Consider the following 8,082-nt stretch of genomic DNA (forward strand, 5'->3'; position numbering starts at 1 on the left):
CGGTGGCCGTCGCATCGAGGCGATCCGTGAGCTGGCCGCGGTGCTGCGCCTCAACCCGCGGGAGAAGCGGGTCTTCGTCGTCGTGCCGGTGATCCTCGGCCTGCTCTCCGGCGAGAAGGTGCTGCGGATGGCGCAGAAGCGGGGCAAGGGTGTCTAGCACGGCGACCCGGCGCGGCTCCGCGCACGTGGTCGCCCGCGCGGTCGGCCGGGTCGAGGAGGGCGTCCTCGATCCGACCGCGTGGCGGGTGCGCATCCCGCGGCTGCCGGTCTGGCCGCTGGTCGCGATGTTCACGCTGATGCCGATCTGGTGGGTGCTCGGCGTCTTCTTCATCGTCTGGCCGTTCTTCGGCGTGGTGCTCTTCGTCCTGCTGACCGTGCGCGGCAAGGTGCTGCGGCCGACCGGCACCATGCTGTTTCTGATCTTCCTCGGCATCGTCCTGGTCAGCGCGACCCGTCTCGAGCACCTGACCTCGGTGGTGCTCTTCGCGCTGCGGCTCGGCCACTTGATCACCGCGTTCCTGGTCGGCGTCTACGTCTACAACCTGGCGCGCGAGGGCACGCCGTGGGCCCGGATCGTCAACCCGCTGCTCGTCTTCTGGCTGTGCATGGTGGCGTTCGGCTGGTTCGGTGTGCTGTTCCCGAAGTTCAGCGTGGCCAGCCCGTTCCAGATCCTGCTGCCGGACGGCATCGCGAGCGAGCGCTACATCACCGACATCACGTCCCTGGACGCGACCGAGTTCAACAAGCTCAGCGCGAACCCGATCTACCGGCCGTCGGCGCCGTTCCCGTACACGAACAACTGGGGGACCGCGTACTGCTTCCTGGTGCCGTTCGTACTGGCCTGCCTCACTGTGGTGCGCCGGCGCTGGATGATGATCACACTGCTGGTCTCGCTGCCGCTGTCCATCGTGCCCGCCTACCTGACGCTCAACCGGGGCATGTTCATCGGGCTCGCCTGCGGCGTCCTCTACCTGCTCCTGCGGGAGATCGGACGGGGCCGGGTACGCCTGTTGCTGCCGGTCGCCGGCATCCTGCTGATCGGCTGGGTCGTCACGCTGTTCGTGCCGGTCTTCGACCTGATCACCTCGCGCACCCAGACCACCTACTCCAACCGCGACCGCTTCGACCTCTATGCGCAGACCTGGGCGGCGGTGATGCACTCGCCGCTGCTCGGGTTCGGCCAGCCCAACCAGGTGGACACGACATTCGCCGCCGAGCCGCTCGGCACGCAGGGCATGGTCTGGCAGCTGCTCTACAGCCACGGCATCCCCGCGACCATCTGCTTCTACCTGATCTTCGCGGTGATCGCCCGGCGGATGTCGACCGCGGTCACCCGCGCCGGGCTGTGGCTCAGCGCGCTGCCGGTGGTCGCGGTCGTGGTGACGCCGTTCTACTCGTTCCTGAGCCCGATCATGTCGGTGCTGTTCTGCGGCATCGGGCTGGGCCTGGCCGCCGTCGACGGTCCGATAAACCGGTCGTCGGCATGACCGCGACGACCTCGGCGGAACGCCGGGGCACGCGAAGCGGCGCGATCGGGCTGGCGGGTGCGGCGATCAGCGGCGCCGCCGGCTTCGTGCTCACCACGGTCCTCACCCGGGTGTACGGGGCCGAGGGATCGGGTGCGCTGTTCACCGTGATCGGCCTGGTCACCATCGCCGCGGCGGTGTGCTGCCTGGGTGCCGACACCGGCCTGATGTGGTCGATCCCGCGCTTCTCGCACCCGGGTCGCCTCCTCTCGGTCGCGGTGCTGCCCACCTGCGGCCTGGCGATGGCGCTGGCCGCCGCGGGCCTGTTGGCGGCCGGCCCGGTCTCCGCCGCGCTCGGCCTGCCCGGCCCGGCGCTGCTGCGGCTGGCGTTCACCGGGCTGCCGGTCATCGTGGCCGCCACCGTGCTGCTGGCCGCGGTCCGCGCGACGCGGCCGATCGGCGCGTACGTCGGCGTCCAGATGGTGCTCGTCCCGGTGCTGCGGCCGGTGCTGCTGATCCTGGCCGGTGGCAGCCTGGTGCTCGGTTTCGGCGCCTGGCTGCTGCCGATGGCGGTCGCGCTGCTGATCGCGCTGATCCTGGCGCCCCGCTTCGCACGCCCGGACGGCTGGCGGTCGTTCTGGGACTTCGCGCTGCCCCGGGCCGCGTCGGTGGCGATCGACGCGAGCAGCATGTGGGTCGGAGTGCTGCTCACCGGGGCGCTGGCCGGCCCGGCGGAGGCGGGTGTGTTCGGCGCGGCCGGGCGCTATGCGCTGGCCGGGCTGCTCATCATGCAGGGGCTGCGGGTGGCGGTCGCGCCGCAGCTGTCCCGTCTGCTCGCCGCCTCGAGGACGACCGAGGCCGCGGAGGTGTACCGCCGCACGACGCTGACCATCGTGGTGCTTTCCTGGCCCGCGTACCTGCTGCTCGCCCTCTTCGCGCCGGCCTTCCTCGCACTCTTCGGCCGCGACTTCGCGGCGGGGGCCACGCCGCTGGCCGTGCTCGCCGTGGCGATGCTGGTGAACGTCGGCGTCGGCCTGGTGCAGACCGTGCTGCTGATGAGCGGCAACAGCCGCGGGCACCTGCTCGCCACCCTCTGCGGCCTGGCCGTCAATGTGGTCGCCGGCCTGTTGCTGATCCCGCGGATGGGCGCGCTCGGCGCGGCGATCGCGTGGTCGCTCGGCATCGTCTGTGAGAACGTGCTGGCCGCCGTGCTGGCGCGCCGGGTCCTGGGGGGCCTGACCGGCCGGCCGATGAGGCTCGCCCTCCTGGTCGTCACGGCCGGTTCGGCGGCCGCCGGCGGGCTCGGGATCTGGCTGGGCGGGCGCGGCTTGGCCGGGCTGGCGATCGCGCTGGGCGTGTTGTCGGTGGCCGCTATCGTGTCGCTTCTGGACGGACGGGTGCGATCGGTGGTGCGGCTGTGACGGTCAAGGATGTGGTCAAGGCCGTCGCGCCGCGGCAGGCCCGCGAGGGGCTCCGCGAGATGCTCGTACGCTACGGCGAGCGGACCAGCGACCGGCGCCCGCTGCCCGACTTCCTGGTGATCGGCACCAAGCGCGGCGGCACCACCTCGCTCTGGCGGTATCTGCTGCGGCATCCGCTCGTGCCGCGCCTCTTCCCGGCCTGGAACACCAAGACCTCGCACTACTTCGAGGAGAAGTACGGGCGCGGCGAGGCGTGGTACCGCTCGCACTTCCCGACCGCCCGGCATCGGGCCGCCCTGCAGCGCCGGCACGGCGCGCCGCCCAAGGCCGGGGAGGCGGCGCCGATGTACATGTTCCACCCGCTCGCCGCGGAACGGGTCGCCGCGCTGATGCCGTGGGTCCGGATCGTCGTGCTGCTGCGGGATCCGGTCGAGCGGGCGTACTCGCACTGGAAGGAACGCCGCGGCGAGGGCGTGGAGCCACTGGACTTCGCATCGGCACTGGCCGCGGAGGAGTCCCGCACGGCCGGCGAGCGGGCGAAGATGATCGTCGACCCGTGGTATTTCAGCGAGCGCTACGACTGGTACGCGTACCGCGAGCGGGGTCGCTACCTGGAGCATCTGGAGCCGTGGCTGGACCGCTTCGAGCGCGGGCAGTTCCTTTTCCTGCCCAGCGAGACGTTCTACCGCGCCCCGGCCAGGTCCTACGCCAGGGTGCTCGACCACATCGGCCTCCCACCCCACGAGCTGCCGGGCTACGAGGTCTTCAACGACCGGCCGAGCGAGGGCATGGACCCGGGGGTACGCGCGGAGCTGACCGCGCACTATCGCCCGCACAACGAGGAGCTCGCCGAGCGCTTGGGCCTGACCGTGGACTGGGCGCGCTAGAACGCACGCGGTAGAAACAGACGCATGCAGTACGTGTCCCGGGTCCCGCGACCGCCGTTGGACGGGCTGATCGACGACCTCTATCACCTCGAGGGCGTCGCGCCGTACCCGCGGTTGAAGCTCCCGCCCATGCCGTCCGCGGTGCTGATCCTCAACCTCGGCGACCCCTTCGTCGTGGGCGGCCGGAGTGGATATGCGGACGGGTGCCTGCTGACCACGGGCACCCGGCACGTCGAGTTCGCCTATCCGCGGTTCACCCGGTCGGTCGGCGTGCACTTCAAGCCGTGGGGCTGGGCGCCGTTCGTCGGGATACCGGGCTCCGAGCTCTGCGACCTGCCACTGACCGTGGACCAGGTGTGGGGACGCTCCGGCGACGAACTGCGGGCCCGGCTCGACGCGGCGGCCACCCCCGAGGCGATGCTCGACCTGCTCGAGGTGGAGCTGCGGCGACGGCTGGCGGACGTTCCAGGACTGGGGCTGGTGCGGCACGCGAGCGGACGGATCGCCGCCGCGTCCGGCGCGTTGTCGATCGGTGACCTGTGTGCGGACGCCGGGGTGAGCGCCACGCATCTCGCCCACCGGTTCAAGCAGATCGTCGGCATCACCCCGAAGCGGCTCGCGCGCACCTACCGCTTCGAGAAGGTCGTGCTCGGTGTCGACGCCACCGCGGCGGTCGACTGGAGCGATCTGGCAGCCCGCGCCGGATACTTCGACCAGTCGCACTTCGTCAAGGAGTTCCAAGCCTTCACCGGATGCACCCCAACGGCTTACCTGGCCCTGCGGCGGCGGTTCCGCGCCGACCACCCCGGCAACGCTCTCGACGTCGGGCCGCTGCCGGCTGATTGATTTTCTACAAGCGTCCCCGCCGGTGCGTGCCGCAGAATCGGCGCACAGCACGACACAGCGCGACACAGCACAGCACGAGGAGGTGCGATGAGCAGGGTGATCATGGGTTGCGCGGCCGTCTCGGCCGACGGTTTCATCGCCGATGAGAGCGACGGGGTCGGCTCGTTGTTCGACTGGCTGGGCAACGGCGACGTCGAGTGGGCCCGCGTCGTCGACCTCGCCGCCGGGCAGATCGGCGGCCAGGCGCTGCGGCTCGGGCTGGTCGACCAGGTCGTGATGAACGTCGTCCCAGTGGTGTTCGGATCGGGACGGCCGTTCTTCGGCCCCGGCGACCCCGTCCGCCTGGACGACCCCTCGCGTGTCGCCCAGGGCGACCGGGTGACCCACCTCCTCTACGACGTCTCCCGCCCGGCGGCCTGACCAGGGGCGAAAACTCCGCCGCGCGGGATCAGGCAGCCGGCGTGGTCAGGCCGAGCCGGTCGGTGAGCACGTCCAGCAGGGCCGGGTGCAGCTTCGGGTTCCAGCCGGCGCCACCGGCCGACAGCTCGTACGTGCGCAGCCACAGCTCGATCAGGTACGCGTCGGCGACCAGGCGTGGCCGGCCGACGCCCAGCGCGGCGCCGTGGCGGGCCAGCGCCTCGTCCACCGCGGCGGCGCAGTCGGCGGCCGGGCGCCGGTGCGTCGACAGCGCGGTCTGGAAGGCCTGATGCGCCAGGTCGAAGCCGACCGGCACGTCCGGCGCATGGTTCTCCCAGTCCCACACCAGCAGCGATCCGCGGCGCCGGGCCATGTTCCAGGGCACCCAGTCGCCGTGCCAGTCACCGAACTCCACACCCCCAGCGCCGTCGCGGGCGACCAGGGCGTCGATCGCGGCATCCACTGTGGCCGGCTGTGGACCGGATGCGGCCGCGGCCATCGCGGCGCCCGCCGTCCGGCGCCGCCACGAGGTTACGAACGGCGAATCGCCGAACGGGCGCGGCACCGAGGCCGGGCCGCCGCGCCGGGCGACCGCCAGCATCGCGGCCGTGCGGGGCGAGTCCGGCTTGCGGATCCGGCGCACCTCACGCGGCATCGGCTCGATCACCGCCACCTCGCGGTCCTGCCATTGCGTGTGCACGAGCAGGCGCGGCGTGGCCGGGAAGCCGGCGACCGGCGGCGGCAGCGATGCCAGGGTCAGGGCCTCGTGGCGGACCATCGCGCGGGTGCCGGCGTTCCAGCCGATCTTCGCGTACCCCCGTGGTCGTCCTCGATCGTCGAAGAGCTGCAGGGTCGGCTTGTGGTGCGGGTCCGGCGGCCGGATGCCGATCGCGGCGTGCAACTCCCCGGAGCCCAGGAGGTCGGCGAGGTGGTCCCACAGCAGCGGGCCGCCTTCGACGGTCAGCACCGGCGCCCGCGTCAGGCCGAGCAGGCCGGTGCGGGCCAGCGCGCCGATCGCGGCCCGGGACGCGCGGACCTTCGGCGGGCGGAGGGCGTTGTATGCCAGCACCGATGCGGCGGTCACCCGGCGCGACGGCAACGGCAGCAGGAACCGGGCGGCGTCCAGCGACGGCACCACCGCGTACCGCAGACCGCCGCCGGCCGCGGACGCACCCACCGTGAGCCGCACGCCGTGGCCCGGGAAAACGGCCCTGGTGACCCACCCGATGCCGTCGGGTCGCGAGCGCGGGTCCCCGTCGGGATAGCCCGGCTCGGCCGACGACGGCGTGCGCTGCCTGGGGATCACGGATTGACGATAGGCGAAGCGCCGAAGATGACGACAGGGCCCCGGCGGTGCGGACCGGGACCCTGCCGAGCGTTCGACCGGCGCTGAACTCGGCCGGAATCAGCCGGAATCAGCGGAGATCAGCGCTGGTAGACGCGCACGTAGTCGACGACGAAGTCGGCCGGGAACGCGGTGGACGCGTCCGGATCGCCGAGCCAGCCGCCGACCTGGAAGTTGAGCCGGATGTTGTAGGGCTTGTGGAAGACCTTGTCGAAGAACGGGGTGGTGCCGCGGTCCCGCGTCCAGACGCGCTGCCCGTCGATGTACCAGGTGAGCGAGTCGGCGGTCCACTCCGTGGCGTACGTGTGGAATCCGTCGCCCGGGTGGCCGCCGCCGGGCAGCGCGATCCGGATGTCCTGCTTGACGGGGGAGTAGTCGTAGAAGATGGCCGCGGTCGACTTCGCGTACCAGTTGTCGCCGCCCGGCAGCTCGGTCACGTCGATCTCGCCGTTGCCGCCGTCCGCCGGCCGCAGCCAGAACGCCGGCCACAGGCCCTTGGACGAGCCCGGCTTGTTCGGCGACTTGGCGCGCATCTCGAACCGGCCGTACGTCCAGGTGTGCTTGCCGATCGTGTCCAGGTACGACTGCGTGAACTGCCGCGTCTGCGAGCTGCAGGTGGCCGTCTGGCGCATTGCGCGCAGGGTGAGCTTGCCGCCGCTGACGAACGTGTTGGCCGGGCTGCTGACGTTGCACCCCTTGTCGATGCTGCGGCCCTCGCCGTTGCGGAGGTTCCACTTCGACCGGTCGATCGAGCCCTTGTCGAACTCGTCGCCCCAGACCAGCCGCCACCCCGAATCGGCCACGGGCTGCCTGGCGGGGGACTTCCCGCGTGGCTTGGCGGCGGCGGGCTTCGGGGCGGGCTTCGCCGAGGCGGGCGCCGACGCGGACGCGGATCCCGAAGCGGATGCGCCGGACGGCGGCGGCGCCGCTGAGAAGTCCGGCGCCGGGCCGGGAAGGGCGACGGGCCGTACGGCCGCATCCGAGGTGTCCCGCCCGACCAGCGGCAGCAACGACGCCGTCATCACCACAGTGGCCGCCGCGCCGAGGATGGACAGGGTCCTGCCCCAGCGGGCTCGCGCGGCATGGGCAGGGGCGTGCGCCCTGGACGGCATCTATGGTCGCTTTCGTGGCGTGATCATGGCGGTTGATCGATGGCCGAGCGTAACGGCGGTCGAGCCAAGGTCACAGCCCCGAGCGCTGAACCTTAAGGATCCACTAAGGCAGCGAGTTTGCGCCTGGTTCCTAGGCTCGGCGAGTGCGTGTGGCGAGGGCCTCGATCGCCCTGGTGATGGGGGTGGCCGCGCTGATCGCGGCCATCCGCCTGGTGGGGCCCGCCGACGACACCATGGGGGTACGCCGCCAGATGGCGTTCCTGAGGTCGTCGCTCGACAGCGGGTCGGCCGGTGACGCCCAGGCACTCTTCCCGGAGGGCTACTTCTTCTCGTACGCGCTCTACGGCCTCACCCAGATCGACCTCGGCCTGTCCGAGCCGCCCGCCGAACGTGCCGACGAGCTGCGCGAGGCACGCTGGGCGCTGGCCGCCCTGGAGACCGCCGAGGGCCGAGCTCCCTTCGACGAGTCGCTCACTCCGGCGTACGGCGTCTTCTACCGCGGCTGGACGAACTGGCTGCGCGGGGGCGTGCTCTCCCTGCGCGCGGATCCGGCCGAGGCGGCCCACTTCGAAGCCGACTCGGCCGCCC

Annotated in this window: 7 protein-coding genes and 1 pseudogene; 6 read left to right on the top strand and 2 right to left on the bottom strand. The window is 71.9% G+C overall.

The features are described from left to right. The first annotated feature begins 149 nt into the window (after positions 1–149). The 5 genes from AB0M20_RS16390 to AB0M20_RS16410 all read left to right on the top strand — a co-directional run bounded on the left by AB0M20_RS16390 (position 150) and on the right by AB0M20_RS16410 (position 5,040). Entirely contained in the window at positions 150–1,487 is a 1,338-nt protein-coding gene (locus tag AB0M20_RS16390) for an O-antigen ligase family protein (protein ID WP_364298826.1), read from the top strand. After that, positions 1,484–2,887, top strand: a complete 1,404-nt coding sequence (locus tag AB0M20_RS16395) for a polysaccharide biosynthesis C-terminal domain-containing protein (RefSeq protein ID WP_364298828.1) — start codon at positions 1,484–1,486, stop codon at positions 2,885–2,887. Before AB0M20_RS16390 ends, AB0M20_RS16395 begins: the two co-directional genes overlap by 4 nt. Before the next feature lie 59 nt (positions 2,888–2,946). Continuing rightward, positions 2,947–3,774, top strand: a complete 828-nt coding sequence (locus tag AB0M20_RS16400; protein WP_364298838.1) for a sulfotransferase — start codon at positions 2,947–2,949, stop codon at positions 3,772–3,774. 24 nt (positions 3,775–3,798) lie between these two features. Further along, entirely contained in the window at positions 3,799–4,620 is an 822-nt protein-coding gene (locus AB0M20_RS16405; protein ID WP_364298830.1) for an AraC family transcriptional regulator, read from the top strand. Positions 4,621–4,707: 87 nt separating this feature from the next. Continuing rightward, positions 4,708–5,040 (top strand): hypothetical protein, encoded by a 333-nt coding sequence (locus AB0M20_RS16410; RefSeq protein ID WP_364298832.1) that lies wholly within the window; start codon positions 4,708–4,710, stop codon positions 5,038–5,040. Positions 5,041–5,068: 28 nt separating this feature from the next. Here AB0M20_RS16410 and AB0M20_RS16415 read toward each other — a convergent pair whose 3' ends face one another. Continuing rightward, on the bottom strand, positions 5,069–6,343 hold the full coding sequence (locus AB0M20_RS16415) for a hypothetical protein (RefSeq protein WP_364298834.1): 1,275 nt from the start codon (positions 6,341–6,343) through the stop codon (positions 5,069–5,071). Positions 6,344–6,462: 119 nt separating this feature from the next. After that, positions 6,463–7,494, bottom strand: a complete 1,032-nt coding sequence (locus AB0M20_RS16420) for a glycoside hydrolase family 16 protein (protein WP_364298836.1) — start codon at positions 7,492–7,494, stop codon at positions 6,463–6,465. A gap of 143 nt (positions 7,495–7,637) precedes the next feature. Between AB0M20_RS16420 and AB0M20_RS16425 the strand changes: the two are divergent. Beyond that, positions 7,638–8,082: pseudogene (locus AB0M20_RS16425) on the top strand (hypothetical protein); the annotation flags it as partial.

Origin of the sequence: Actinoplanes sp. NPDC051633 (assembly GCF_040681735.1) — a bacterium.
Taxonomy (GTDB): domain Bacteria; phylum Actinomycetota; class Actinomycetes; order Mycobacteriales; family Micromonosporaceae; genus Actinoplanes.

Bases quoted from the DNA above. Each gene is read 5' to 3' on its own strand.
- AB0M20_RS16395 (WP_364298828.1), top strand. From the start codon at position 1,484: ATGACCGCGACGACCTCGGCGGAACGCCGGGGCACGCGAAGCGGCGCG.
- AB0M20_RS16400 (WP_364298838.1), top strand. From the start codon at position 2,947: ATGCTCGTACGCTACGGCGAGCGGACCAGCGACCGGCGCCCGCTGCCC.
- AB0M20_RS16405 (WP_364298830.1), top strand. From the start codon at position 3,799: ATGCAGTACGTGTCCCGGGTCCCGCGACCGCCGTTGGACGGGCTGATC.
- AB0M20_RS16410 (WP_364298832.1), top strand. From the start codon at position 4,708: ATGAGCAGGGTGATCATGGGTTGCGCGGCCGTCTCGGCCGACGGTTTC.
- AB0M20_RS16420 (WP_364298836.1), bottom strand. From the start codon at position 7,494: ATGCCGTCCAGGGCGCACGCCCCTGCCCATGCCGCGCGAGCCCGCTGG.